The following is a 25,708-nucleotide window of genomic DNA, read 5'->3' on the forward strand; positions in this document are numbered from 1 at the left end:
ACGTCAGGACGCGCCCGATCCAAACCCGCCGCCACCGGGGGTGTGGATCTCGAAGATGTCGCCCGGCTGCATCTCGGCACTGCCGATGTGGCGCAGCTCCTGTACCCGGCCGTCGGCGCGCAGCACGCGGTTGATGCCCACGGCCCCGGCGCCGCCGCCGGCCATGCCGAAGGCGCCGTGCACGCGGCCGTTGCTGAGGATGCTGGCCGTCATGGGCTGCAGAAAGCGCAGGCGGCGCACGCCGCCGTCGCCGCCGCGCCAGCGCCCCGCGCCGCCCGAGCCGCTGCGGATTTCGTAGCTCTCCAGCCGCACCGGAAAGCGCCACTCCAGCACCTCGGGGTCGGTCAGGCGCGAGTTGCTCATGTGCGTCTGCACCACGCTGGTGCCATCGAAGCCGCCGACCAGCCGGCCCTGGTCGTCGAACTCGCCGCCGGCGCCCGAGCCGCCGGAGACGGTCTCGTAGTACTGGTGCTCGGCGTTGCCGAAGGTGAAGTTGTTGAGCGTGCACTGGCTGGAGCCCATCAGGCCCAGCGCGCCGATCAGCGCGTTGGTGATGCAGGTGGACGTCTCGACGTTGCCCGCCACCACGCTGGCCGGCGGCTCGGGGCGCAGCATGCTGCCTTCGGGGATGACGACCTCGATGGGTTTCAGGCAGCCGGCGTTGAGCGGAATGTCGTCATCGACCAGGATGCGGAACACGTACAGCACCGCCGCCATGCCCACCGCCGTGGGCGCGTTGAAGTTGTTGGCCTGCTGCGGCGAGGTGCCGGAAAAGTCGATGCGCGCCGTGCGCCGCGCGCCGTCGATGGCCACGGCCACCTGGATCTGCGCGCCGTTGTCCAGCGGCAGCGTGAAGCGCCCATTTTTGATCCGCGCCGCCAGCTTGGCGATGGCGCGGCGCACGCATTCCTCGGCGTTGTCCTGCACGTGCCGCATGTAGGCCCGCACGACGGGCAGGCCGAACTGCGCCACCATCTTGCGCAGTTCCTGCGCGCCCTTTTCGTTGGCGGCGATCTGGGCCTTCAGGTCGGCCAGGTTCTGCTGCGGGTTGCGGCTGGGGTACTTGGCCCCCACGCTCCCCGCTGCGCGTGGTTCGCTGCCCCCCGAGGGGGCTGCGCCGTCTTGGGGCGGCCCGGCGACGGCGCGGCCACCGAGCAAATCCAGGATTTCCGACTCGCGCAACCGCCCGCGGTCGACCAGCTTGACGTTGTCGAGCTGCACGCCCTCCTCCTCGATGCGGGTGGAAAACGGCGGCATGGAGCCGGGCGTGAGGCCGCCGATGTCGGCATGGTGGCCGCGCGAGCCGACGTAGAAATCGGGCTCGGCATGGCCGTCCAGGTACACCGGCGTGATCACCGTGATGTCGGGCAGGTGCGTGCCGCCGTGGTAGGGGTCGTTCAGCACGTACACGTCGCCCAGGTGCATGGCGCCGCGGTTGCGGTCGATGACGGTCCGGATGCTCTCGCCCATCGAGCCCAGGTGCACCGGCATGTGCGGCGCGTTGGCGATCAGGTTGCCGGCGGCGTCGAACAGCGCGCACGAGAAGTCCAGCCGCTCCTTGATGTTGACCGAGTAGGCCGTGTTCTGCAGCTGCAGGCCCATCTGCTCGGCGATGTTCATGAACAGGTTGTTGAACACCTCCAGCAGCACCGGATCGACCTGCGTGCCGGCGGCAAAGCGCTGCGCGCGCGGGGCCGTGCGCTCCAGCAGCAGGTGGTCCAGCGCGGTCAGCCGGGCGCGCCAGCCGGGCTCGAGCACCGTGGTGGCGTTGCGCTCAGCGATGATGGCGGGACCCATGATGGCGTCGCCCGGCCGCAGGTCTTCGCGCACGATCAGCGCCGCCTCGTGCCAGGCAGCCTGGCCGTCGGCGCCGCTGGTGTACATGGGCACCGTGCCCCGCCGCGGCGCGGCGCGTGGCGGGTGCAGCGGGTGCTCGGGCTCGGCGGGGGCGGCGCCGGGCACCACGGCCTCGACCGACACGGCCTCGACGACGAGCGCCTTGCCCTCCATCAAAAAGGCAAAGCGCTGGCGATAGGCCGCCTCGAAGGCCTGGGCGATGGCCTGCAGCGCGGCATCGTCCCCCAGCTCGCCGCCGGCATCGAAGGGCACGACCAGGGCTGAGTCGGTGCCGGCGTAGCGCACGTGCAGGCGGTGGTGCACCTGCACGGCGTCGCCGCCGCCGGGCTGGCGGGCCTGCAGCTCGGCGCGGGCCTGCCGCGCCAGCGCGTCGAGCGCGGCGCGCAGCTGGGCCACGTGGGGCGCCGCCAGCGGCAGCTCCAGCGCGTGCTCGCGCATCAGGTTCTGGTCGGCCAGGCCCATGCCGTAGGCCGACAGCACGCCCGCCAGCGGGTGCACCAGCACGCGGGTCATGCCCAGCGCGTCGGCCACGGCGCAGGCGTGCTGGCCGCCCGCGCCGCCGAAGCACTGCAGCGTGTAGCGCGTGACGTCGTAGCCGCGCGCCACGCTGATCTTCTTGATGGCGCTGGCCATCTGCTGCACGGCGATCTGGATGAAGCCGTGCGCCACGTCCTCCGGCGTGCGGCCGGCGGCGGCGGCGATGTCGCCAAAGCGGGCGCGCACCACGTCGGCGTCCAGCGGCTGGTCGGCGCCGGGGCCGAACACGCGCGGGAAATGCGCCGGCTGCAGCTTGCCCACCATCACGTTGGCGTCGGTCACGGCCAGCGGCCCGCCGCGCCGGTAGCTGGCCGGCCCGGGGTTGGCGCCGGCGCTGTCGGGCCCGACGCGAAAGCGCACGCCGTCGAAGCGCAGGATGGAGCCGCCGCCCGCCGCCACGGTGTGGATGCTCATCATGGGCGCGCGCATGCGCACGCCGGCCACCTGGGTCTCGAACTCGCGCTCGAAGGCGCCGGCGTAGTGGCTCACGTCGGTGCTGGTGCCGCCCATGTCGAAGCCGATCACGCGGCATGGCCCGGCGGCCGGCGCCGCGTCATGGCGATGGGCCAGCTCCGCCGTCCGCGCCATGCCGACGATGCCGCCGGCCGGCCCCGAGAGGATCGCGTCCTTGCCCTGGAAGGCGTGCGCGTCGGCCAGCCCGCCCGAGGACTGCATGAAGAACAGCGGCACGCCCGGCATCTGGGCCGCCACCTGGTCCACGTAGCGGCGCAGGATGGGCGAGAGGTAGGCGTCGACCACGGTGGTGTCGCCGCGGCTGACGAACTTCATCAGCGGGCTGGTCTGGTGGCTGGCACTGACCTGCGTGAAGCCGATCTGCCGCGCGATGCGCGCCGCCGCCTGCTCGTGCGCAATGTGGCGCCAGCCGTGCATGAACACGATCGCAACGCTGCGCAGCCCGCGCCCATAATGCCCGAGCAGCTCCTGTTTCAGGAGCGATTCGTCCAACGAGGTCACCACCGCGCCGTCGGCGCCCACGCGCTCGTCGGCTTCCACCACCGCGCTGTACAGCAGCTCGGGCAGCACGATGTGGCGGTCGAAGATGCGCGGGCGCGCCTGGTAGGCAATGCGCAGCGCGTCGCGAAAGCCGCGCGTGGTGACCAGCAGCGTGGGCTCGCCCTTGCGCTCCAGCAGCGCGTTGGTGGCCACGGTGGTGCCCATCTTCACGCACTCGACCTGCGCCGGCGTGATCGGCTCGCCGGGCCGCAGCCCCAGCAGGTGGCGCATGCCGGCCACCGCCGCGTCGGCGTACTGCTCGGGGTTGTCCGACAGCAGCTTGTGCGTGGCGATGCCGCCGTCGGGCCGCCGCGCCACGATGTCGGTGAAGGTGCCGCCGCGGTCGATCCAGAACTGCCAGCGGGCGGGTTGGGTGGGCGTGTCGGACATCGGTTCTGGCATCAAAATTTGAATAAAACAGGGCTCTGGCCCGCATCGGCCGTGCGCGGTCAGCTATCGTTTCAATAGTTGTCCGCAGCCGGGGGCGCCGGTGGGCCCGATTATTGGCCGCGCGGCGTCCTGTCGCCGGCGCGTCCCGACTGGTGTTTTCACCGTTTTCGCCGGCAGCGGCGGGCACTATGCTCGCGGCACTTTTCAACCCGAATCCGAGGAGACCCCATGAGCCTGACCCGCCGCACCGCCGCCACCGTGGCCGCGCTTTGCCTGGGCGCCCTGGCCCTGCCCGCCGGCGCCCAGACCAAGTGGGACCTGCCCAGCGCCTACCCGGCCAGCAACTTCCACACCGAGAACCTGGCGCAGTTCGCCAAGGACGTGGAGCAGGACACCGGCGGCAAGCTGAAAATCCAGGTGCACGACAACGCGGCGCTGTTCAAGGCGCCCGAGATCAAGCGCGCGGTGCAGGGCGGGCAGGCGCAGGCGGGCGAGATCCTGCTGGTCAACTTCCAGAACGAATGGCCGATGTGGGGCCTGGACGGCATCCCCTTCCTGGCCACCAGCTACGCCCAGGCCTACAAGCTGTACCAGGCCAGCAAGCCGGTGATCGAGAAGAAGCTGGGCGAGCAGGGCATGATGCTGCTGTACGCCGTGGCCTGGCCGCCGCAGGGCATCTACACCAAGAAGAAGATCGAGAGCGCGGCCGACCTCAAGGGCATCAAGTGGCGCGCCTACAGCCCGGCCACCGCTCGCATCGCCGAGCTGGTGGGCGCGCAGCCCGTCACCGTGCAGCAGGCCGAGCTGTCGCAGGCCATGGCCACCGGCGTGGTCGAGAGCTACATGAGCTCGGGCTCCACCGGCTACGACACCAAGACCTACGAGCACCTGAAGTTCTTTGCCGACACCCAGGCCTGGCTGCCCAAGAACGCGGTCATCGCCAACAAGAAGGCGTTCGACGCGCTGGACAAGGCCACGCAGGCCGGCCTGCTGAAGGCCGCCGCCGAGGCCGAGAAGCGCGGCTGGGCCACCAGCGAGAAGAAAACCAACGAGTACCTGGACCTGCTGCGCAAGAACGGCATGACCGTGTACGCACCCTCGGCCCAGCTGCAGTCCGACATGCACAAGGTGGGCGAGACCATGCTCAAGGAATGGCTGGACAAGGCCGGCCCCGAGGGCAAGGCCGTGGTCGACGCCTATCGGGCGGGCAAGTAATACCGTTTCGCATTCAAAGATGACGGAATGAAAAATGACTTCGCTGCGCGTCAATGACCAGCGCCATCGGTCATTTCGTCATGCCCGGCAATAGCCGGGCGGTCATTCCTGTCATTTCAGGCTCTCTCCAGGCCCGCCTCGAGGGAGCTTTTTGTTGAACCCCCACCCGGGAGCGCGCGATGCGCCGAAGTCTTGATTTCCTGTACGACGCCGCGGCCTGGCTGGCCGCGCTGGCCATGATCGGGGTGCTGGCGATGGTGCTGGCCTCGGTGCTGGGCCGGCTGCTGCACTTCAACCTGCCGGGCACCGACGCCTACGCCGGCTACTGCATGGCGGCGGCGGGCTTTCTGGCGCTGGCGCACACGCTCAAGAAGAACGAGCACATCCGGGTGTCGCTGGTCATCGGGCGGCTGACGGGCGGCGCGCGGCGCGGCCTGGAGATCTGGGCGCTGACGGCGGCGGTGTTCCTGGCCGGGCTGTTCGCCTGGTTCTCGATCCGGCTGGCCTGGCTCTCGCACGCCTACAACGACATGTCCACCGCCAACGACGCCACGCCGCTGTGGATTCCGCAGCTCACCATGGCCGTGGGCACCGTGGTGCTGTTCATCGCCTTCGTCGACGAATGGGTGCTGGAGCTGCGCGGCCTGCGCGCGCACGAGGCCGACAGCGAGGAGGCGCTGCACAATGAGTGACTTCGCCATCACCACCCTGCTGATCGTCTCGCTGTTCGCCCTGCTGGGCAGCGGCGTGTGGATCGGCCTGACGCTGACCGGCGTGGCCTGGATCGGCATGCAGCTGTTTTCGGCCCGCCCGGCGGGCGATGCCATGGCCGTGACCATCTGGGGTTCGTCCTCCAGCTGGACGCTCACCGCCCTGCCGCTGTTCATCTGGATGGGCGAGATCCTGTTTCGCACCAAGCTGTCGGAGAGCATGTTCCGCGGCCTGGCGCCCTGGGTCAACTGGCTGCCCGGGCGGCTGCTGCACACCAACGTCATCGGCTGCGCCATCTTCGCCGCGGTGTCGGGCTCGTCGGCGGCCACCTGCGCCACCATCGGCAAGATGACCCTGCCCGAGCTGGGCAGCCGCGGCTACCCGCGCGACATCACCATCGGCTCGCTGGCCGGCGCCGGCACGCTGGGCCTGCTCATCCCGCCGTCGATCATCATGATCGTCTACGGCGTCACGGCCGACGTGTCGATCGCCAAGCTGTTCATCGCCGGCGTGCTGCCGGGCGTCCTGCTGGCGGCGCTGTTCTCGGGCTACCTGATGGTGTGGGCCCTCATGCACCCGGGCCAGATCCCCGAGCCCGACCACCGCATGAGCCTGGGCGAGAAGCTGCACGAGTCGCGCCACCTGATCCCGGTGGTGCTGCTGATCGCGGCCGTGCTGGGCTCCATCTACACCGGCTTTGCCACCGCCACCGAGGCGGCGGCCGTCGGCGTGGTGGGCTCGCTGCTGCTGTCGCTGGTGCAGGGCAGCCTGTCGTGGGACACCTTCAAGACCGCGCTGCTGGGCGCCACGCGCCTGTACTGCATGATCGCGCTGATCCTGGCCGGGGCGGCCTTCCTCACGCTGGCCATGGGCTACATCGGCCTGCCGCGCCACCTGGCCGAATACATCGGCGGCCTGGGCCTGTCGCCCTTCATGCTGATCGTCGCGCTGGCCATCTTCTACATCATCCTGGGCTGCTTTCTGGACGGCATCTCGATGGTGGTGCTGACCATGGGCGTGATCCTGCCCACGGTGCAGGCCGCCGGGCTGGACCTGATCTGGTTCGGCATCTTCGTCGTCATCGTGGTCGAGATGGCGCAGATCACGCCGCCGGTGGGCTTCAACCTGTTCGTGCTGCAGGGCATGACCAAGCGCGACATCGCCTACATCGCCCGCGTCACGCTGCCCTTCTTCTTCCTGATGTGCGCCATGGTGCTGCTGCTGTGGTTCTTCCCGCAGATCGCCACCTGGATGCCGGGGCACATGTGAGCCCACTATGATGACGACCCGGCCCGCCACCGCGCGGGCCGTGTTTTTTGGAAGTCTTCATCGTGTTCAAGAATCTGATGCTCTACCGCCTGGCGGGCGCCTGGCCCGCCTCGGCGGCCCAGCTCGAGGAAGCGCTGGCGCGCGAGCCCTTTGCCGAATGCGGCGCCACGCAGCAAAAGTCCTGCGGCTGGGTGCCGCCGCGCGGCCAAGAGCACGGCGCGCTGGTCGAGGCCGTGGACGGCCAATGGATCGCCCGCCTGGCCATCGAGACCAAGGCCGTGCCCGGCGAGGCGGTGCGCCGCAAGGTGCAGCAGGCCGTGGACCACATCGAGCAGACCAGCGGCCGCAAGCCGGGCAAGAAGGAGCTGCGCGACCTGCGCGACGACGCCCTGCTGGCGCTGCTGCCGCAGGCCTTCGCGCGGCGCACGCAGGTCACCGCCTGGATCAACCCGCAAACGCGCCTGCTGGCGCTGGACGCCGGCAGCCAGGGCAAGGCCGACGAGGTGATTGCCAGCCTGGTGCGCGTGGCCGGGCGCGACTTCACCATCGCGCTGCTGCAGACGCAGCAGTCGCCCCAGGCGGCCATGACAGCGTGGCTGGCCGCGCCCAGCCCCGACGAGTGGCCCGCCGGCCTGCACGTGGAGCGCGAGTGCGAGCTCAAGGGCAGCGGCGAGGAGCCGGCGGTGGTCAAGTTCAGCCGCCACGAGCTGGTGACCGACGAGGTGCGCCAGCACATCGCCGAGGGCAAGCTGCCGACGCGGCTGGCGCTCAGCTGGCAGGGCCGCGTGGGCTTTGCGCTGACGCAGGCGCTGCAGCTCAAGAAGATCGCTTTCCTCGAAGGCGTGTTCGAGGAAAAAACCAGCGCCTCGGCCGACGAGCGCTTCGACGCCGACGTGGCGCTGGCCACGGGCGAGCTGACGGGCCTGATCACCGACCTGGTGGCCGCCCTGGGCGGCGAGGCCGAGCCCGGCCAGCCCTCCGGCTTCACCGACGCGCCGGCGCCCGGCGACCGCGCGCACGACGAGGCTGCGGCCAGCGCCGACGATCCGCCGTTTTGAATAAATGCACCCCGTCATCGCCATCAGCCTGGGCGCCTGCATCGGCGCGCTGGCCCGCTGGCGCCTGGGCCTGGCGCTCAACCACGACGGCGCCTGGCTGCCCTGGGGCACGCTGGCGGCCAACCTGATCGGCGGCTACGTGGTCGGCCTGGTCATCGGCCTGCTGGAGCAGCACCCCCAGCTGCACCCGGCCTGGCGCCTGTTCTGGGTCACCGGCCTGCTGGGGGGCTTGACCACCTTCTCCAGCTTCAGCGCCGAGCTGGTGCAGATGCTGATGCAAGCGCGCTGGCCGCAGGCCCTGGCCACGCTGGCGGCGCACCTGGGCGGCTCGCTGCTGCTGACCTTCCTGGGGTTGCGCAGCGCTCTGTTTTTTGAAGCATCTCGCGCTTGATCGATGCGGGCCAGAGGCCGATTCGATCCAAAAATCTCAAACCCCCAGATAGGCCTGCTGCACCGCCGGGTCGTCGATCAGCTCGCGCGCCGCGCCGGCCAGCGTGACGCGGCCGTTCTCGATCACGTAGGCGCGGTCGGCCGCGCCCAGCGCCACCTGCACGTCCTGCTCCACCAGCAGCACCGTCACGCCGTTCCTGCGGATCTCGGCCAGCACCCCGGTCAGCTGGTCGACGATCACCGGCGCCAGCCCCAGGCTCATCTCGTCGATCATCATCAGCACCGGCGCAGCCATCAGCGCGCGCGCCATGGCACACATCTGCTGCTCGCCGCCCGACATGCTGCCCGCCAGCTGCCGCCGGCGCTCGCCCAGGCGCGGAAACAGGGCGTACATGCGATCCAGATCGCGCGCCACCGCCGCCTTGTCGCGGCGGCGAAAGGCACCCATCAGCAGGTTGTCCTGCACCGTCATGCGGTCGAACAGCTGGCGCCCTTCGGGCACCTGCACCAGGCCGTGGCCAAAGGCCTCGTCCGGCGTCATGGCCGCCAGGTCCCGGCCGCCCAGGCGCAGCGCGCCGGTGCACGGCAGCAGGCGCGAGAGCACGCGCAGCAGCGTGGTCTTGCCCGCGCCGTTGCTGCCCACCAGGGCCACGATCTCGGCCGCGCGCACCTCGATCGACAGGCCGTGCAGCACCGGCATCAGCCCATAGCCGGCCGACACCTGCTCCACCCGCAGCAGGGCTTCGGCCGATGGCGCTGGCGTCGGGCTCATCGCGTGCGCCTCGCGCCCAGGTAGGCCTGCACCACCGTGGCGTCGGCCAGCACCTGCTCGGGCGTGCCGTCGGCGATCAGCTCGCCGTGGTGCAGCACCAGCAGCCGATCCGACAGGCTGCGGATGGCCTTGATGACGTGCTCGATCACCAGCACGCTGATGCCCTGCTCGCGCACCTTGCGGATCACCGCGATCACCTCCTCGATCTCCACGTGGTTCAGCCCCGCCATCACCTCGTCGCACAGCAGCAGGCGCGGCTTCATGGCCAGCGCCTTGGCCAGCTCCAGGCGCTTGCGGCCCGGCCCGCCCAGTTCGTCGGCGCGCTTGCCGATGAAGGCGCCCAGGCCGACGAAATCCAGGCACTCGCGCGCCTGCTCGCGCGCCCGCACCAGCTGCGCCTGGCCGCCCCGGTGGCCGAACAGCGCGCCGATGGCCACGTTGTCCAGCACCGACAGGCCGGGAAACGGCCGCATGATCTGGAAGGTGCGGCCGATGCCCAGCCGCGCACGCCGGAACGCCGGCAGGCGCGTGATGGCCTGGCCGTCGAACAGCACCTCGCCCTCGCTCGGCTCCAGCGTGCCGCTGATCAGGCTGATCAGCGTGGTCTTGCCCGCGCCGTTGGGGCCGATCAGGCCCAGGATCTCGCCTTGGCCCAGCGCAAAGTCGACGTCGTGCACGGCCACTAGGCCGGCAAAGCGCCGGGTGACGTGGCGAACTTCTAACAAGGAGAGAGACTTGGCCCCCACGCTCCCCGCTGCGCGCGGTTCGCTGCCCCCCGAGGGGGCGCTCGCACCTTGGGGCGGCCCGGCGGTGCTCATAGATTGGCCCCCACGCTCCCCGCTGCGCGTGGTTCGCTGCCCCCCGAGGGGGCGCTCGCACCTTGGGGCGGCCCGGCGGTGCTCATAGATTGGCCCCCACGCTCCCCGCTGCGCGTGGTTCGCTGCCCCCCGAGGGGGCGCTCGCACCTTGGGGCGGCCCGGCGGTGCTCATAGATTGGCCCCCACGCTCCCCGCTGCGCGTGGTTCGCTGCCCCCCGAGGGGGCGCTCGCACCTTGGGGCGGCCCGGCGGTGCTCATAGATTGGCCCCCACGCTCCCCGCTGCGCGTGGTTCGCTGCCCCCCGAGGGGGCGCTCGCACCTTGGGGCGGCCCGGCGGTGCTCATAGATTGTTCGCCCGCACGTTCTCGCCCAGGTAGCGCCACGTCAGCGTGCGCAGGCGCGCGCGCCGCGCCAGGTCCATCAGCCCGTGGGGCATCAGCACCACCGCCGCGATGATGACCACGCCGAAGAACAGCGTGGCGATGCTGGTCACCTCGCTGGACAGCCACTCGGAGATGGCCGACAGCGTGAAGGCCCCGATCACCGGCCCCAGCACGGTGCCCGCGCCGCCGAACACGGCCATGATGATCATCTTGACGTTCAGGCCGATGTCGAACGCGCTCTCGGGGTCCAGGAAGGTGATCCAGTACGCATGGATGCCGCCGGCCAGGCTGCTCAGCACGCCCGACAGCGCGAAGGCCAGCACCTTGTAGAGCGTGGTGTTCACGCCCATCACCGCCGCGCCGTCCTCGTTCTCGCGGATGGCGATCAGCCCGAAGCCGAAGCGGCTGCGCGTGAGCCACCACACCACGGCGGTGGCGATCACCAGCAGGCCCAGCGCCAGGCCGTAGAACAGGCGGTCGTCGTTGAGCGGCGGCAGCACCAGGCCGATGTTCTGGCCGGCCAGCGGCACGTTGGAGACAATGGCGGCCATCACCCCGGCCAGCGCCAGCGTGGCGATGGCAAAGTAGTGCCCGCGCAGGCGCAGCACCGGCACGCCCAGCAGCAGGGCAAAGGCGACCGCCAGCAGCACGCCGAAGGCCAGGCCCACGCCGAACGGCAGGTGCCACTGCACCATGGCAATGGCCACGCCGTAGCTGCCCAGGCCGTAGAACACCGAGTTGCCGAACGAGGCGTAGCCGGTGTAGCCGCCGATGATGTTCCAGCCCTGCGCCAGCACCGCCAGCAGCAGCGCGTTGATGCCGAACTGCACCATCACGTCCGAGCCCCACCAGGGCAGGCTCGCCAGCACCGCCAGGGCGATCGCCAGGCCGATCCACCGCCAGGCCTTCATGCCGTTCTCCCCAGCAGGCCGGTGGGCCGCACGATCAGCACCAGCGCCAGGATGCCGAAGCTGGCCACGTCGACGAAGGTGGGGCCGACGTACAGCGTGGTCAGCGCCTCGACCACGCCCAGGAACAGCCCGCCCACCAGCACGCCCAGCGGGTTGTCCAGCCCGCCGATGATGGCGATGGCAAAGGACTTGAGCGTGAGCGAGGCGCCGATGTAGGGGTTGATCTGCGACACCGTGCCGTACAGCCCGCCGGCGGTGCCCGCCAGCGCGATGCCGATGGCGAAGGTCAGCGCGTACAGGTGGCGCGGCTCCACCCCGTGCAGGCGCGCCGCCACCAGGTTCTGCGCCGTGGCGCGAATGGCCCGCCCCAGGCGCGTGTGCAGCAGGAACAGCCACATGCCCACCGTGAGCGCCAGCGCCACCGCGAACGCGCCCAGCCGCACCACCGGCAGCACCATCGGCCCCCAGTGCACCTGGTTGCCGGCGTAGGCCGGGTTGATGGCGCGAAAGTCGGCCGAGAACGCCAGCTGCGCCAGGTAGGTCAGCACCACGTCCAGCCCGAAGGTCAGCAGCAGGGTGTTGAACATGGGCGCGCGCACGATCAGGTTGAGCAGGCCGCGCTGCACGCCATAGCCCACGGCGAACATCACCACCGCCGTGATCGGCAAGCCCAGGAAGGGGTCGATGTGCAGGTAGCGAAACAGGTGCCAGGAGCAGTACGCCCCCAGCATGATGAAGGAGCCGTGCGCCAGGTTGACGATGTTGAGCACGCCCCACACCAGCGCCAGGCCGAGCGCCATCACGGCATACAGACCGCCCAGCAGGACGCCGTTGGCAAGGACTTGCGCCAGCAATTCCAAGGCGTCCGCTCCCGACGGGCGTCGCTTAAGCGATGGGGCAGGATCAGCGCGCGTTCCAGGCCGGCATGGGGTACTTGGGCGGTGTCACGAAGCCCTTGGCGTTGTAAACCTCGGCCACCTGGCCGCCCTGCACCTGGATGACCAGCTGCGGCAGGTCGATCTGCCCGTTGGCGGCAAAGGCGATCGGGCCATACAGGCTGTCGAACCGGGTGCTGGCCAGCGCGTCGCGCACCTTTTGCGGGTTCAGGCTGCTCGCCTTCTCGATCGCCATCGCCAGCGCCTCCACGTCGGCCGCGCCCGAGGCGGCGTGGTAGTCCGGGTCATAGCCGTACTTGGCCTTGTAGGCCTTGGCGAACTGCTCCGCGTCGCCGAACCAGCGGTCCTTCAGCGCAGCCTCGGGCAGCCAGGCCGTCATGCCGAAGGCGTAGTCCGCATCCTTGCCCAGCGCCTTGCGAAAGTCCTCGCTGGGCACGCCCACGGTGAACGAATACAGCTTGGGCGCGATCGCCAGGCTCTTGGCGTTGCGCACGAAGTTCAGGATCTCGGTCTCGTGCCCGGCCACCAGCACGGCGTCGACGTTCTTGGCCTTGACCTGCGACAGCAGCGTGCTGAAGTCGCTGGTGTTGCTGCTGTAGCGCTCGTCCATCGCCAGGTTGAAGCCGGCCTGCTTGAGCAAGGGCCGCGTGCCGTCGGCGGTGGAGACGTCGAACGAATCGTCGGCATACAGCAGCGCGACCGACTTGGGCGGGTCCTTCAGCGCCTTCATCATCTGGATGGTGCTGCCGAAGTAGTTGCTGGCCGGCGCCAGCGTGCCGAAGATGTACTTGAAGCCGCGCGAGAAAATCTCGTTGGACGCGCCGCCGCCCTGCACCATCGGAATCTTGTACTTCTCGGACACCACCGAGTCGGCCAGCTGGAAGTTGCTGGCAAAGCCGCCCAGCAGCAGGTTCACCTTGTCCTGCGTCACCAGCTGCGTGTACTGGCGCACCGACAGGTTCACGTCCGACTGGTTGTCGTACAGCTTGAGCGCCAGCTTGTGCGCCTTGCCATCGACCTTGACGCCGCCCTCGGCATTGATCTTGTCGATGGCCATCTGGTAGGCGTCGCGGTAGTAGCGCCCGGTGTTGGCCACCGGCCCGGTCAACTGCACCGAGGCGCCGAGCACGATGTCCTGCGCCCAGGCCGACGCGGCCGGCGCGGCGGCCAGCACGGCCGCGAACAAGGAAGAAAGCAAAAACGAGTGCTTGAACTGCATGGCGGTCGTCCCCTTTGTCTTTGTTTGTCGAGCTCGCCGTCAGCCCTGATGGCGCAACGCTCAGGCGCGACCAGCCTACTCCTGTGCCCATAGTGCTGCCGCCATCAGTGTCTTTCGGGGCCTGGGCCCGCTGCACAGGCTCTCAGCGCAGGGCCAGCACCACGGCGCTGGGCTCCACCTGCGCCTGCGCGCGGCTGCCGGCGCGCAGGCGATTGGGGTGCGCGGCAAAGCCCACCAGCTGCAGGCCGCCGGCCAGCGTCAGTGTCAGCTCGTCGTGCCGGGTGCCGCGCGCCGCGCGCAGCACGCGCCCCGGCAACCGGTTGGCATCGGCCGGCGACGCGTCGTCGCCCCAAGGCCCGATGCGCACCGCCGTCGCCTTGCACAGCGCCAGCAGGTCGAGGCCGGGCGCCAGGCCCAGCAGCTGGGCGCTCTCGCGCGTGATGAGCGAGGTCATCTCGCCGCCCTCGGGCAGCGCCAGCACCACGCGCACCAGCGGATCGCCCGGGCCGACGCTGTCCAGCCGCGCCACCGTGCACGGCAGGTGGTTGCGCATGCTGGTGCGCGGCGCGGCCAGGGCCTGGGCGGCCGGGTCGTTGATGCGCGCCAGCACGTCGTGCCGCGCGGCGTCCATCTGCTCGGCCGCCCGCAGCAGGCGCGCGCCGGCCGCCGTGAGCCGCGCGCCGCCCCCGCCCGCGCCACCCACGCTGCTGTCGACCAGCGGCTCGCCGGCCAGGTTGGTGAGGGTGTGAATCGCCTGCCAGGCCGCCTTGTAGCTGACGCCGGCACTGCGCGCGGCCTGCGAGATGGAGCCGCACTCGCCCACCCGGCGCAGCAGCTCGATGCGCTTGTCGGCCGGCGCGTAGCCCAGCGACCGGGGCGACATGGGCTTGATCCTCATGCCCGCGATTGTGCCGCCGCGGCTACGTCCGAACGGCCAGCGGACCAAGGCGCTACACTCGCTATTCCATTTGTGAATAGCGTTTCAACCGCCCACCCCCTCCAAGGAGCCCCGCCATGCCGCCCCTGCCGCGCCGCCTGCTTGCCCTGATTGCCGCCCTCGCCCTGGCCGGTGCCGCCCGCGCCGACGTGGTGCAGGTGGCCGTGGCCGCCAACTTCACCGCGCCGGCCAAGGCGCTGGCCGAGGTGCTGGCGCGCACCACCGGCCACGAGGCCAGGCTGTCCTTCGGCGCCACCGGCGCGTTCTACACCCAGATCAGGAACGGCGCGCCCTTCGACGTGTTCCTGGCCGCCGACGACGAGCGTCCGCTGAAGCTGGAACGGGAAGGCGACACCGTGCCCGGCTCGCGCTTCACCTACGCCACCGGCCAGTTGGTGCTGTGGTCGGCCCGGCCCGGCTTCGTCGACGGGCAGGGCGCCGTGCTCAAGGGCGGCGCCTTCAACAAGCTGGCCATCGCCAACCCCAAGCTGGCGCCCTACGGCGCCGCCGCCATGCAGACCCTGGACAAGCTGGGCCTGGCGGCCGCGCTGCAGCCCAAGCTGGTGACGGGCGAGAGCATCGGCCAGACCTACACCTTCATCGCCACGGGCAACGCCGAGCTGGGCTTTGTCGCGCTGTCGCAGGTGCTCGAGGGCGGCAAGCTCAAGGCCGGCTCGGCCTGGGTCGTGCCGGCGCAGTACCACGCGCCCATCGTGCAGGACGCCGTGATGCTCAAGCGCGCCGCCGGCAACCCGGCCGCCCAGGCGTGGATCAAGCTGCTGCACTCGGCCGGCGCCAAGGACCTGATCCGCAGCTACGGCTATGCGGTGAAATAAGACAAAAATTTAGGCAAAATCGAGCTCAAGCGCCTGTCCTGCAAGCCCGACAAGCTATTGTTTTTGAATCGCTCCGATTCGACACCCGACATCCCCTCGCCCATGCTCGACGCCAACAGCCTGGCCGCCATCCGCCTGACGATCGAGCTGTCGCTCGTCACCACGCTGGTGCTGCTGGTGCTGGGCACGCCCCTGGCCTGGTGGATCGCGCGCGGGCGCTCGCGCTGGCGCCCGCCGGTGCGCGCGCTGGTGTCGCTGCCGCTGGTGCTGCCGCCCTCGGTGCTGGGCTTTTACCTGCTGGTGGCGCTGGGCGCCAACGGGCCGCTGGGCCGGCTCACGCAGGCGCTGGGCTGGGGCACGCTGGCCTTCACCTTCTGGGGCCTGCTGCTGGGCTCGCTGATCTACTCGCTGCCCTTCGTGGTGCAGCCGCTCGTCAACGCCTTCGAGAGCCTGGGCGAGCGCCCGCTGGAGGCCGCCGCCACGCTGCGCGCCAGCCCGCTGGACGCCTTCTGCAGCGTGGCGCTGCCGCTGGCGCGGCCCGGCTACGTCACCGGCGCGGTGATGGGCTTTGCGCACACGCTGGGCGAGTTCGGCGTGGTGCTGATGATCGGCGGCAACATCCCGGGACAGACGCGCACGGTGTCGGTGCTGATCTACGACCAGGTCGAGGCGCTGGACTACGCGCAGGCCCACTGGCTGGCCGGCGGCATGCTGGCCTTCAGCTTCGCGGTGCTTCTGGCGCTGCACCTGACGCAGACGCGCCACCAACCTGCATGAGCCCTTCCGATACTCTCATTTCAGGAGCATCTGGCGCATATTCGATGCTGGCTGAAGGCTCATTCGATTCGGATTCCGGCGCCGGCGTGGCGCTGCGCGCGGCCCTGCGCCGTGCCACCGGCTTCAGCCTGGAGGTGGACGTGCGCCTGCCCGGCCAGGGCGTGAGCGCGATCTTCGGCCCCTCGGGCTGCGGCAAGACCACGCTGCTGCGCTGCGTCGCCGGCCTGACACGGCCGGCCAGCGGCTACGTCGCGGTGGGCGGCCAGGTGTGGCAGGACGACGCGGCCGGCGTCTGGCGGCCCACGCACCGCCGCCCGCTGGGCATGGTGTTCCAGGAGGCCAGCCTGTTCCCGCACCTGACGGTGCAGCGCAACCTGGACTTCGGCCGGCGCCGCGTGCCGGCCGCCGAGCGGCGCGTGTCGCTGGAGCAGGCCATCGAGCTGCTGGGCATCGGCCACCTGCTGGCGCGCCGGCCCGCCGGCCTGTCGGGCGGCGAGCGCCAGCGCGTGGCCATCGCCCGCGCGCTGGCCACCAGCCCGCGCCTGTTGCTGATGGACGAGCCGCTGGCCTCGCTGGACGCCGCGCGCAAGGCCGAGCTGCTGCCCTGGTTCGAGCGGCTGGCGCGCGAGCTGCGCATCCCGGTGCTGTACGTCACCCACGCGCTGGACGAGGTGGCGCGCCTGGCCGACCACCTGCTGCTGCTGGAGGGCGGGCGCGTGCGCGCGCAGGGCCCGGCCCAAGCCCTGCTGGGGCAGCTGGACATCGCCCGCGCCCACGGCGACGCCGCCGGCGCCATCATCGACGGCCGCATCGGCGCCATCGACGGCACGCACCACCTGCTGCAACTGGACTTTGCCGGCGGCGCCATCCATTGCGTGCCGCCGCCGGGGTCGGCGCCGCGCGCCGTCGGCCAGCCGCTGCGCGTGCGGGTGCTGGCGCGCGACGTCAGCCTGGCCCTCACCCAGGCGCGCGACAGCAGCATCCTGAACGTGCTGCCCGCCACCGTGCAGGCCCTGGCCGACGACGGGCCGGCCCAGCTGCTGGTGGCGCTGGATCTGTCCGGCACGCGCCTGCTCGCGCGCATCACGCGCAAGTCGGCCGCGCAGCTGGGCCTGGGCCCCGGCCAGCGCGTGTTTGCGCAGATCAAGGGGGTGGCGGTGCTGGACTGAGCCGGTCTAGTCCAGTGAAACGGTGAAATCGGCTGTGTGCTGCAGTTGCAGCGGTGCAGGACAAGGCGCGCGCCGCAGCCAAGGCTGGCTGCCTTGGCAAGGTGCGCAACGCCGGCATGCGCCTGCTGCAACTGCAGCCCTTCGGGTGAATGCCTGGCAGGGCCGCACTCGTCGTTACCGGGCTCGCCGGGTGTCCAACCCGGCTGCGCCCGACGCCTCGATTGCGGCCCTGCCAGGTATTCACGCACAGCCGATTTCACCGTTTCACTGGACTAGGCATCGCTCCCACCGCCTCACACCGGGTATACCTGCGTCCGGAGCGCGGGGGCAGCTATTTACAATCGGCAACCGCCGGCCTTTGGCCTGCACACGGTGGCGCCCGACCGGCCCACCCACGTGCCCAGCGCATGCCAACCGCTCGCGCGCCCCGTCCACGGAGATCCCGATGCAAGCCCTGCTCAAACTGTCCCGAGCCATCGACCGGCTCAATGCCTTCGTCGGCCGATACGCCATCTGGCTGATCTTCGGCGCCACCGCCATCAGCGCGATCAACGCCGTCGTCCGCAAGCTCTTCGACTACAGCTCCAACGCCTACCTGGAGGTGCAGTGGTATTTGTTCGCCTGGTCGTTCCTGATCGCGGCCGGCTACACGCTGCTCAAGCGCGAGCACGTGCGCATCGACGTGCTCAACAGCCATTTCCCGAAGAAGCTGCAGGTCGCGGTCGAGATCCTCGGCCTGGTGTTCTTCCTCACGCCGCTGTGCCTGATGGTGCTGTACTTCACCATCCCGCTGACCCTGCAGATGTTCCAGACGGGCGAGATGTCGAGCAACCCCGGCGGCCTGATCCGCTGGCCGGTATGGCTGGCGCTGCCGCTGGGCTTCGCCCTGCTGCTGCTGCAGGGCTGGTCGGAGCTGATCAAGTGCATCGCGTTCCTCAAGGGTCTCGGGCCGGACCCGTCTGAAAAGGGCGGCGAAAAGACCGACGAGGAGGCGCTGATCGAAGCGCTGCGCCAGGAAACCGCCCGAGCCGCCGCCGCCCGCGCGCAGGCCCACTGAACGCTGCGCGAGAGCACCCACACCATGGCATTCATCGCATCCAACTTCGCCCCCATCATGTTCGTGGGGCTGATCCTCTTTCTGCTCCTGGGCTTTCCCGTCGCCTTCTCGCTCGGCGCGGCCGGCATGTTCTTCGGCCTGCTCGGGGTGTACCTGGACATCTTCCCGTCGGCCATCCTCAGCGTGCTGCCGCTGCGCCTGATCGGCATCATGGCCAACGAGACGCTGCTGGCCGTGCCCTTCTTCACCCTGATGGGCCTGATCCTGGAGCGCAGCGGCATGGCCGAGGACCTGCTCGAATCGATCGGCCAGGTGTTCGGCCCGCTGCGCGGCGGCCTGGCGCTGGCGGTGGTGCTGGTCGGCGCCATGCTGGCGGCCACCACCGGCGTAGTCGCGGCCTCGGTGATCTCGATGGGCCTGATCTCCATGCCCATCATGCTGCGCTACGGCTACAGCCGCAGCCTGGCCAGCGGCGTGATCGCGGCCTCGGGCACGCTGGCGCAGATCATCCCGCCGTCCCTCGTGCTGATCGTGCTGGCCGACCAGATGGGCAAGAGCGTGGGCGACATGTACAAGGGCGCGTTCATCCCGGGTTTCACGCTCATGGGGCTGTACATCCTGTTCGTCTTCGCCCTGGCCATCTTCCGGCCCAAGATGGTGCCAGCGCTGCCGCCCGAGGCGCGCACCTTCCGCGAGCCCAGCGGCCGCTCCGGCTACCTCTCGCTCACGCTGCTGGCGCTGCTGTCCACCGCGGTCGCCGTGCTCCTGGGCAAGAACATGGCGGCCATCCACACCTGGTGGCAGGGCGAGCTGGTGGAGTTCGTGCCGACCGACGAGAAGATCGTCGTCGCCATGTGCGGCGGCAGCTTCTTCGCCTGGCTGATCGCCGTCGCCAACCGCGTCACGCACCTGGGGCTGCTGTCCAAGCTGGCCGAGCGCGTGACCTTCGTGCTGATCCCGCCGCTGCTGCTGATCTTCCTGGTGCTGGGCACCATCTTCCTGGGCGTGGCCACGCCGACCGAGGGCGGTGCCATGGGCGCCATGGGCGCGCTCATCATGGCGGTGATGCGCAAGCGCCTGAGCTGGGCGCTGCTGCGCCAGGCGCTGGACACGACGACCAAGCTCGCCTCGTTCGTCATGTTCATCCTGATCGGCGCCACCGTGTTCAGCATGGTGTTCCAGGCCGCCGATGGGCCGGTCTGGGTCGAGCACCTGCTGGCCAAGCTGCCGGGCGGGCAACTGGGCTTCCTGATCTTCGTGAACGTGCTGGTGTTCTTCCTGGCGTTCTTCCTCGACTTCTTCGAGCTTTCGTTCATCGTGGTGCCGGTGCTGGCGCCGATCGCCGACAAGATGGGGATCGACCTGATCTGGTTCGGCGTGCTGCTGGCGGTGAACATGCAGACCTCGTTCCTGCACCCGCCGTTCGGCTTCGCCCTGTTCTACCTGCGCTCGGTCGCGCCCGAGAAGCCCTACGTGGACAGCCACACCGGCAAGACCATGGAGCCGGTCACCACCATGCAGATCTACAAGGGCGCCATTCCCTTCCTGCTGCTGCAGCTGTCGATGGTGGCCATCCTGATCGCCTTCCCCGCGCTGGTGACGGGCGGCCTGGACAAGCAGGCCAAGGTGGACATGAAGGCGGTGGGCGAGCAGATGCTGCACGACCTGGACCAGAACACCGGCTCGGACTTCAACAGCGCGCCGGCGCTGCCCGGCAGCGGCAGCGACGCGGGCCAGGGCAGCCAGGCTCCGGCCAATGGCAGCGGCCTGCCGGGCGCCGGCGACGAGCACTCGGGCCCGGCCGGCGGCGAGGCCCCGGACCCGATGAAGGCCATCCAGGACGCGATCGGCAAGTAGCGCCGCCGGCGCGGACGCAAAAAAACCGCGGCCATGGCCGCGGTTTTTCGTGGGCAACACCTTCTCAGTTTTTCACGACGCATCGCGTAACCCGCGACGCCTCAATCTGGCACAGCCCAAACCAAGGTCACCGCGCAAGGGCCGCCCCGCAGCGCTGGTGGCGTCCCCCTTCCCACGCGCAGCGTGAGAGAAGGGGGAAGACGCGAAGCGGCTCAGGGGGTTGTACTCAAATCTTGAGAGAGGCCATGTCCTGCGTGAACACCAGCTCGGAGATGCGGTTCCAGAGGATCTGGTCGCGCTGGAAGGCGCGCAGGTCGTCGAAGATCTTCTTGAACTGCGGGTCCTTGGCGCTGTGCTCGGCGTAGACCTCCTGCGCGGCGTTGAAGCCAGCCTGCACGATCTCCTTGTTGAAGCGCTTGAGCTGGGTGCCGCTGGCCACCAGGCGCTTGAGCGAGATCGGGTTCAGGTACAGGTACTTGGACGTGCCGTCGTTGTACGCCGTGTCCATGGCGGCTTTCACGATCGCCTTGTACTCAGGCGAGAGCTTGGCGTAGGCCTTGTTGTTGATGAAGAACTCCAGGTCGGCGCCGCCTTCCCACCAGCCGCCGTAGTAGTAGTACTTGGCGACCTTGTTCCAGCCCATCTTCTCGTCGTCGTAGGGGCCGACGAACTCGGCCGCGTCCAGCGTGCCCTTCTCCAGCGCCTGGTACACGTCGCCGCCCGGCATGTTCTGCGCCACCACGCCGAGCTTGGCCATGGACTCGCCGAACACGCCGCCGCCCAGGCGCATCTTCAAGCCCTTGAAGTCCTCGGGCTTGTTCATCTCCTTGCGGTACCAGCCGCCCATCTGGGTGCCGGTGTTGAGCGCGCTGCGGGCGTGGAAGTTGTACTTGGCAAACAGCTCGTCGAGCAGCTTGTGGCCGTTGCCGTGCAGCTTCCAGGCCTGGTTCTGCTGGGCGGTGAAGCCGAACGGAATGGCGCAGCTGAAGGCGAACGACGGGTCCTTGCCGGTGAAGTAGTAGGCGGCGGTCTCGCCCATTTCGATGGAGTCGTCGGCCAGCGCATCGACGATGCCGAAGGCCGGGATCAGCTCGCCGGCGGCGTGCACCGAGACCTCGAACTTGCCACCCGACAGCGCCTTGACGGTCTCGGAAAACTTGACCGCGCAGCCGTGCAGCGTCTCCAGCGCCTTGGGAAAGCTCGTGGCCAGGCGCCAGCGCACGGTTTGCTGTGCGTGTACCGCGGGGGCAACCCCTGCGGCCAGCACGCCAGCGATGCCGGCGTTTTTGATCAGGGAACGACGATCCATAGGTTTCTCTCCTGGTTGATGGGTGCGGAAATCCGCGGGGGAAGCTTGAGTGTATTCATATGTGACCCTGGCGCACCGGGGACTATCCCCAGCGGCGGCATGGGATCAATAACTCAGTTCTGCCCGGCCACCGCGCGCAACTCGCCCGCGGCGCCCACCAGCGCGCCGAAGCGGCGGCGGATGGCATTCTCGATGCCGGTGGCGTCCAGCCCCTCCAGCGCCAGCAGGCGCGCCGGGTCGCCGTGCTCGATGAAGCGGTCGGGCAGGCCCAGCTGCAGCAGCGGCTTGACCACGCCGGCGGCGGCCAGCGCCTCGGCCACGGCGCTGCCGGCGCCGCCCATGATGGCACCGTCTTCCACCGTCACCAGGGCCTCGTGGCCGGCGGCCGCCTGCCGCAGCAGTTCAAGGTCGAGCGGCTTGGCCCAACGCATGTTGACGACGGTGGCGTTCAGCCGCTCGGCCGCTTCCAGGGCCGGATACAGCAGGGTGCCGAAGGCCAGGATGGCGACGCGCTGCCCGGCGCGGCGCAGCTCGCCCTTGCCCAAGGGCAGGCTGCTCAAGTCGGCCAGGGGCGCCACCCCCACGCCGGCGCCGCGCGGGTAGCGCACGGCGACCGGGTGGTCCTGCTCGAAGGCGGTGCTCAGCAGCTGGCGGCATTCGCGCTCGTCGGCCGGGCAGGCCACGCTGACGTTGGGAATGCAGCGCAGAAAGGCGATGTCGTAGTTGCCCGCGTGCGTGGCGCCGTCGGCGCCAACCAGGCCGGCGCGGTCGAGCGCGAAGACGACCGGCAGGTTCTGGATCGCCACGTCGTGGATGAGCTGGTCGTAGCCGCGCTGCAAAAAGGTGGAGTAGATGGCCACCACGGGCTTGAGCCCCTCGCAGGCCAGGCCGGCGGCAAAGGTGACGGCGTGCTGCTCGGCGATGCCGACGTCGTAGTAGCGCTCGGGAAAGCGCTTGTGAAACTCCACCAGGCCCGAACCCTCGCGCATGGCCGGCGTGATGCCCACCAGGCGCGCGTCGTGCGCGGCCATGTCGCACAGCCACTGGCCGAACACCTGGGTGAAGCTCTGCTTGGCGGGCTTGGCCGGAGGCACCAGGCCCACGGCCGGGTCGAACTTGCCGGGGCCGTGGTAGGCCACCGGGTCGGCCTCGGCCAGCTTGTAGCCCTGGCCCTTCCGGGTGACCACGTGCAGGAACTGCGGGCCGGCCTTGGCGGCCATCAGGCCGCGGATGTTCTCCAGCGTGGGGATCAGCGCGTCCAGGTCGTGCCCGTCGATGGGGCCGATGTAGTTGAAGCCGAACTTCTCGAACAAGGTGGCCGGCACCACCATGCCCTTGGCCTGCTGCTCCAGCCGCTTGGCCAGCTCGAACAGCGGCGGCACCGGCCCCAGCACGGTCTTGCCGACGTTCTTGGCCGCGGCGTAGAAGTTGCCGCTCATCAGCTGCGCCAGGTAGCGGTTGAGCGCGCCCACCGGCGGGCTGATGGACATATCGTTGTCGTTGAGCACCACCAGCAGGCGCGCGTCGCGCTCGACGCCGGCGTTGTTGAGCGCCTCGAAGGCCATGCCCGCCGTCATGGCGCCGTCGCCGATGATGGCCACGGCCTTGCGGTCCTCGCCCTTTTGCCGCGCCGCCAGCGCCATGCCCAGCGCGGCCGAGATGCTGGTGGACGAGTGCGCGGTGCCGAAGGTGTCGTACGCACTCTCGTCGCGGCGCGGAAAGCCCGACATGCCGCCCAGCTGGCGCAGCGTGGGCATGCGCTCACGCCGGCCGGTGAGGATCTTGTGCGGATAGGTCTGGTGGCCCACGTCCCACACCAGCCGGTCGTGCGGGGTGTTGAAGACGGTGTGCAGCGCGATCGTCAGCTCGACGGTGCCCAGGTTGGAGCTGAGGTGCCCGCCGGTGCGTGCCACGTTGGTGAGCACGCACTCGCGCAACTCGTCGGCCAGCCGCTTGAGCTGGGCGCGCGGCAGGCGCCGCAGCGCGGCCGGGTCGTCGATGGTGTCGAGCAGGGGAAAGTCGCTGGCCATGGTCAATGCGTGCGTTGCACCACCTGGTCGGCCAGCGCGCGCAGGGCGGCGACGTCGGGCAGGCCACAGGCGCCGAGCGCGTCGTGGGCCTGCGCGCGCAGGCGCTCGGCCAGCGCCCGCGCCGGCGCCAGGCCCAGCAGGGATACGTAGGTGGGTTTGTCGGCCTGGGCGTCCTTGCCGGCGGTCTTGCCCAGGGCGGCGGAATCGGCGGTCACGTCCAGGATGTCGTCGACCACCTGGAACGCCAGGCCCAGCGCCGCGCCATAGTCGCCCAGCGCGGCCTGGGCACGGCCGCCCAGGGCTTGCGGCGCGCAGGCGGCGCCCATGGCCACGCTGGCCTGCAGCAGCGCGCCGGTCTTGAGCTGGTGCATGTGGCGCAGCTCGGATTCGGTCAACGGCTTGCCGACGCTGGCCAGGTCGATCGCCTGCCCGCCGGCCATGCCCTGCGCGCCCGAGGCCCGCGCCAGCAGGCGCGCCAGGCTGGCCTGCATGGCGGCCGGCACGGCCGGCCCCTCGGGCAGCAGGCATTCGAAGGCCAGCGCCTGCAGCGCGTCGCCGGCCAGCAGCGCCTGGGCTTCGCCGAACTTGACGTGCACCGTGGGCTTGCCCCGGCGCAGCACGTCGTCGTCCATGCAGGGCAGGTCGTCGTGCACCAGCGAATAGGCGTGGATCAGCTCCACCGCGCAGGCGGCGCGCAGGGCCGCGTCCGGGTTGCCATGCACCGCCTCGCTGGCGGCCAGCACCAGCAGCGCGCGCAGGCGCTTGCCACCACCCAGCACGGCGTAGCGCATGGCCGCGCCCAGGCCGGCCGGCGCGTCGGGCGGCACCCAGTCGGCCAGCGCGGCCTCGACGCGTTGCCGCCGGGCCTGCGCCCAGGCTGAAAAATCCAGCACCGCCATGTCAGGCATCGAGCCCATGCACGGCGCCCTGCTCGTCCAGCACCTTGACCTGCTCCTCCAGCGCCTGCAGGCGCTCGCGGCAGTAGCGCAGCAGCTCGGCGCCGCGCTGGTACTGGCCCAGCAGGTCCTCCAGCGGCAGCTGGCCGGATTCCAGTTGCGCCAGCAGCTGCTCGAGCTGCTGCACGGCGTCGCCGTAGCTGGCGGGGGCGGCGGAAATCGGTGGGGGTTTCTTGGTCATGGCAGGCGAAGGGCATTATTTTAGGCGGTGGCCCTCGATCCCGCCCGGCGCGGCCGCATGGACGGAACTATGGACGGGGCACCCGGTCTTAGCACTCAACTCAAGCGAGTGCTAAAATTCCCAACTGGGATGAAAGGACATTCAAGGATGACCTCACTGGACAAGAGCGCACCGGCAACCGCCGTCGCCCTGGCGAATCCGTGGGCGATGGTGCCCCCGCTGGGCAATCTGGACGCCTACATCACCGCCGTCAACCGCCTGCCGCTGCTCACCCCCGAGGAGGAGCAGCGCTACGCGCGCCAGCTGCGCGAGGACGGCAACCTGGAGGCCGCCGGCCGGCTGGTGCTGTCGCACCTGCGGCTGGTGGTGTCGGTGTCGCGCCAGTACCTGGGCTACGGCCTGCCGCACGGCGACCTGATCCAGGAGGGCAACGTGGGCCTGATGAAGGCCGTCAAGCGCTTCGACCCCGACCAGGGCGTGCGCCTGGTCAGCTACGCGCTGCACTGGATCAAGGCCGAGATCCACGAATACATCCTGAAGAACTGGCGCCTGGTCAAGGTGGCCACCACCAAGGCGCAGCGCAAGCTGTTCTTCAACCTGCGCTCGATGAAGCAGGGCTTCAAGACCGAGGACGCGGCCGACGAGATCACCCACCGCGACGCGCTGACCGCGGCGCAGGTGGACGTGGTGGCGCGCGAGCTGAACGTCAAACCCAATGAGGTGCGCGAGATGGAAACGCGCCTGTCCGGCGGCGACGTGCTGCTGGACCCGACGCCGGCCGACGGCGACGGCGAACACGCCTTCGGCCCGATCGCCTACCTGTCCGACGACCGGCACGAGCCCACCGCCATGCTCGAATCGGCCGAGCGCGACCGCCTGGCCACCGACGGCATCGCCAGCGCGCTCAAGGGCCTGGACGAGCGCAGCCGCCGCATCGTCACCGAGCGCTGGCTGAACGTCAACGACGACGGCTCGGGCGGCATGACGCTGCACGAGCTGGCGGCCGAGTACGGCGTCAGCGCCGAGCGCATCCGCCAGATCGAGGTGGCGGCCATGAAGAAGATGAAGACCGCGCTGGCCGAGTACGCCTGAATCTCGCCCGGTCGCCCAGACCCGCAGCCCTGCCGCTATCATGGTGGCAGGGCTTTTTTGCATCAAA

General features: G+C 70.0%; 22 protein-coding genes. 11 read left to right on the forward strand and 11 right to left on the reverse strand.

Annotation, left to right across the window (positions count from 1 at the left end; all coding sequences use genetic code 11):
* Positions 1-3: 3 nt before the first annotated feature.
* The gene (locus H6927_17270; GenBank protein ID MCP5219834.1) at positions 4-3,798 is read right to left on the reverse strand and encodes a hydantoinase B/oxoprolinase family protein; all 3,795 of its coding nucleotides are present in this window, start codon (positions 3,796-3,798) and stop codon (positions 4-6) included.
* A gap of 228 nt (positions 3,799-4,026) precedes the next feature.
* Between H6927_17270 and H6927_17275 the strand changes: the two genes are divergently transcribed.
* The 5 genes from H6927_17275 to crcB all read left to right on the forward strand — a co-directional run bounded on the left by H6927_17275 (position 4,027) and on the right by crcB (position 8,442).
* Positions 4,027-5,013, forward strand: a complete 987-nt coding sequence (locus H6927_17275; GenBank protein ID MCP5219835.1) for a TRAP transporter substrate-binding protein — start codon at positions 4,027-4,029, stop codon at positions 5,011-5,013.
* A gap of 179 nt (positions 5,014-5,192) precedes the next feature.
* A complete protein-coding gene (locus tag H6927_17280) occupies positions 5,193-5,705 on the forward strand; it encodes a TRAP transporter small permease (GenBank protein ID MCP5219836.1) in 513 nt (170 codons plus the stop codon).
* A complete protein-coding gene (locus H6927_17285; protein MCP5219837.1) occupies positions 5,698-6,993 on the forward strand; it encodes a TRAP transporter large permease subunit in 1,296 nt (431 codons plus the stop codon). Before H6927_17280 ends, H6927_17285 begins: the two co-directional genes overlap by 8 nt.
* 62 nt (positions 6,994-7,055) lie before the next feature.
* Positions 7,056-8,051, forward strand: coding sequence for a recombination-associated protein RdgC (locus H6927_17290; protein MCP5219838.1), 996 nt, complete (start codon positions 7,056-7,058; stop codon positions 8,049-8,051).
* A 4-nt stretch (positions 8,052-8,055) separates the two neighbouring features.
* A complete protein-coding gene (gene crcB / locus H6927_17295) occupies positions 8,056-8,442 on the forward strand; it encodes a fluoride efflux transporter CrcB (GenBank protein MCP5219839.1) in 387 nt (128 codons plus the stop codon).
* Between the two features lie 36 nt (positions 8,443-8,478).
* Here the strand turns inward: crcB and H6927_17300 are convergent, their stop codons facing one another.
* The 6 genes from H6927_17300 to H6927_17325 all read right to left on the reverse strand — a co-directional run bounded on the left by H6927_17300 (position 8,479) and on the right by H6927_17325 (position 14,338).
* Positions 8,479-9,213 (reverse strand): ABC transporter ATP-binding protein, encoded by a 735-nt coding sequence (locus H6927_17300; protein ID MCP5219840.1) that lies wholly within the window; start codon positions 9,211-9,213, stop codon positions 8,479-8,481.
* Entirely contained in the window at positions 9,210-10,031 is an 822-nt protein-coding gene (locus H6927_17305; GenBank protein ID MCP5219841.1) for an ABC transporter ATP-binding protein, read from the reverse strand. Before H6927_17305 ends, H6927_17300 begins: the two co-directional genes overlap by 4 nt.
* Positions 10,032-10,371: 340 nt before the next feature.
* Complete coding sequence (locus tag H6927_17310; protein ID MCP5219842.1) at positions 10,372-11,325, reverse strand: branched-chain amino acid ABC transporter permease; 954 nt, start codon at positions 11,323-11,325, stop codon at positions 10,372-10,374.
* Positions 11,322-12,185 carry a branched-chain amino acid ABC transporter permease gene (locus H6927_17315; GenBank protein MCP5219843.1) on the reverse strand — a complete coding sequence of 288 codons (864 nt, stop codon included), beginning with the start codon at positions 12,183-12,185 and terminating at the stop codon, positions 11,322-11,324. The genes H6927_17310 and H6927_17315 overlap by 4 nt, the downstream gene beginning before the upstream one ends.
* Positions 12,186-12,228: 43 nt before the next feature.
* Complete coding sequence (locus tag H6927_17320) at positions 12,229-13,440, reverse strand: amino acid ABC transporter substrate-binding protein (protein ID MCP5219844.1); 1,212 nt, start codon at positions 13,438-13,440, stop codon at positions 12,229-12,231.
* A 142-nt stretch (positions 13,441-13,582) separates the two neighbouring features.
* Positions 13,583-14,338, reverse strand: coding sequence for a LysR family transcriptional regulator (locus H6927_17325; GenBank protein MCP5219845.1), 756 nt, complete (start codon positions 14,336-14,338; stop codon positions 13,583-13,585).
* A 116-nt stretch (positions 14,339-14,454) separates the two neighbouring features.
* Here H6927_17325 and modA point away from each other — a divergent pair, with 116 nt between their 5' ends.
* The 5 genes from modA (at position 14,455) to H6927_17350 (ending at position 20,073) form a co-directional block, all read left to right on the forward strand.
* Entirely contained in the window at positions 14,455-15,213 is a 759-nt protein-coding gene (gene modA, locus H6927_17330) for a molybdate ABC transporter substrate-binding protein (GenBank protein ID MCP5219846.1), read from the forward strand.
* 102 nt (positions 15,214-15,315) lie between these two features.
* Positions 15,316-15,990 (forward strand): molybdate ABC transporter permease subunit, encoded by a 675-nt coding sequence (gene modB, locus H6927_17335; protein MCP5219847.1) that lies wholly within the window; start codon positions 15,316-15,318, stop codon positions 15,988-15,990.
* 44 nt (positions 15,991-16,034) lie between these two features.
* Entirely contained in the window at positions 16,035-17,159 is a 1,125-nt protein-coding gene (gene modC / locus H6927_17340) for a molybdenum ABC transporter ATP-binding protein (GenBank protein MCP5219848.1), read from the forward strand.
* Positions 17,160-17,604: 445 nt separating this feature from the next.
* Positions 17,605-18,216, forward strand: coding sequence for a TRAP transporter small permease subunit (locus H6927_17345; GenBank protein MCP5219849.1), 612 nt, complete (start codon positions 17,605-17,607; stop codon positions 18,214-18,216).
* A gap of 24 nt (positions 18,217-18,240) precedes the next feature.
* Positions 18,241-20,073: a TRAP transporter large permease subunit gene (locus tag H6927_17350; protein ID MCP5219850.1), complete on the forward strand. Its 1,833-nt coding sequence runs from the start codon at positions 18,241-18,243 to the stop codon at positions 20,071-20,073.
* A gap of 226 nt (positions 20,074-20,299) precedes the next feature.
* Here H6927_17350 and dctP read toward each other — a convergent pair whose 3' ends face one another.
* The 4 genes from dctP to xseB form a co-directional block, all read right to left on the reverse strand.
* The gene (gene dctP / locus H6927_17355) at positions 20,300-21,382 is read right to left on the reverse strand and encodes a TRAP transporter substrate-binding protein DctP (protein MCP5219851.1); all 1,083 of its coding nucleotides are present in this window, start codon (positions 21,380-21,382) and stop codon (positions 20,300-20,302) included.
* A 113-nt stretch (positions 21,383-21,495) separates the two neighbouring features.
* Positions 21,496-23,412: a 1-deoxy-D-xylulose-5-phosphate synthase gene (dxs, locus tag H6927_17360; GenBank protein MCP5219852.1), complete on the reverse strand. Its 1,917-nt coding sequence runs from the start codon at positions 23,410-23,412 to the stop codon at positions 21,496-21,498.
* Between the two features lie 2 nt (positions 23,413-23,414).
* A complete protein-coding gene (locus H6927_17365) occupies positions 23,415-24,320 on the reverse strand; it encodes a polyprenyl synthetase family protein (GenBank protein ID MCP5219853.1) in 906 nt (301 codons plus the stop codon).
* Entirely contained in the window at positions 24,313-24,549 is a 237-nt protein-coding gene (gene xseB / locus H6927_17370) for an exodeoxyribonuclease VII small subunit (GenBank protein ID MCP5219854.1), read from the reverse strand. The genes H6927_17365 and xseB overlap by 8 nt, the downstream gene beginning before the upstream one ends.
* A 147-nt stretch (positions 24,550-24,696) precedes the next feature.
* On the opposite strand from xseB, the gene rpoH reads away from it, so the two are divergent.
* On the forward strand, positions 24,697-25,641 hold the full coding sequence (gene rpoH, locus H6927_17375; GenBank protein ID MCP5219855.1) for an RNA polymerase sigma factor RpoH: 945 nt from the start codon (positions 24,697-24,699) through the stop codon (positions 25,639-25,641).
* Positions 25,642-25,708: the final 67 nt, after the last annotated feature.

It is taken from the genome of Burkholderiaceae bacterium (assembly GCA_024235995.1).
Classification (GTDB): domain Bacteria; phylum Pseudomonadota; class Gammaproteobacteria; order Burkholderiales; family Burkholderiaceae_C; genus Ottowia.